This window comes from Paraclostridium sp. MRS3W1 (assembly GCF_032465715.1).
Classification (GTDB): Bacteria; Bacillota; Clostridia; order Peptostreptococcales; family Peptostreptococcaceae; genus Paraclostridium; species Paraclostridium dentum.
Genome location: NZ_JAWDJM010000089.1, coordinates 1 through 347, shown reverse-complemented (window position 1 = coordinate 347; position 347 = coordinate 1). Strand labels below are relative to the sequence as shown.

The 347-nt window shown below is 51.0% G+C and carries 4 tRNA genes; all 4 read right to left on the bottom strand.

Features of this window, described 5'->3' with window-relative positions:
• Nucleotides 1-4: 4 nt before the first annotated feature.
• Nucleotides 5-85 (bottom strand) — tRNA-Leu (locus tag RWY47_RS06610).
• Between the two features lie 14 nt (nucleotides 86-99).
• A tRNA-Tyr gene (locus RWY47_RS06605) sits at nucleotides 100-184 on the bottom strand.
• Nucleotides 185-188: 4 nt separating this feature from the next.
• Nucleotides 189-263: transfer RNA gene (locus RWY47_RS06600), tRNA-Thr, on the bottom strand.
• A gap of 4 nt (nucleotides 264-267) precedes the next feature.
• Nucleotides 268-343, bottom strand: a tRNA-Asn gene (locus RWY47_RS06595).
• Between the last annotated feature and the right edge of the window lie 4 nt (nucleotides 344-347).

The window sequence follows — 347 nt, the reverse complement described above, 5'->3', positions numbered from 1 at the left end:
CTTAACCGGATGAAGGGAGTCGAACCCCCACGCCATAGGCGCCAGATCCTAAGTCTGGTGCGTCTGCCAATTCCGCCACATCCGCGCAAATTATTAAGTTGGTGGAGGATGGTGGATTCGAACCACCGAAGTCAGTGACAACAGATTTACAGTCTGCCCCCTTTGGCCGCTCGGGAAATCCTCCACGTTGGAGCTAGTGATAGGAATCGAACCTACAACCTGCTGATTACAAGTCAGCTGCTCTACCGTTGAGCCACACTAGCATATTGGCGGGAATAACAGGACTCGAACCTGTGACCCATTGATTAACAGTCAATTGCTCTACCAACTGAGCCATATTCCCACAT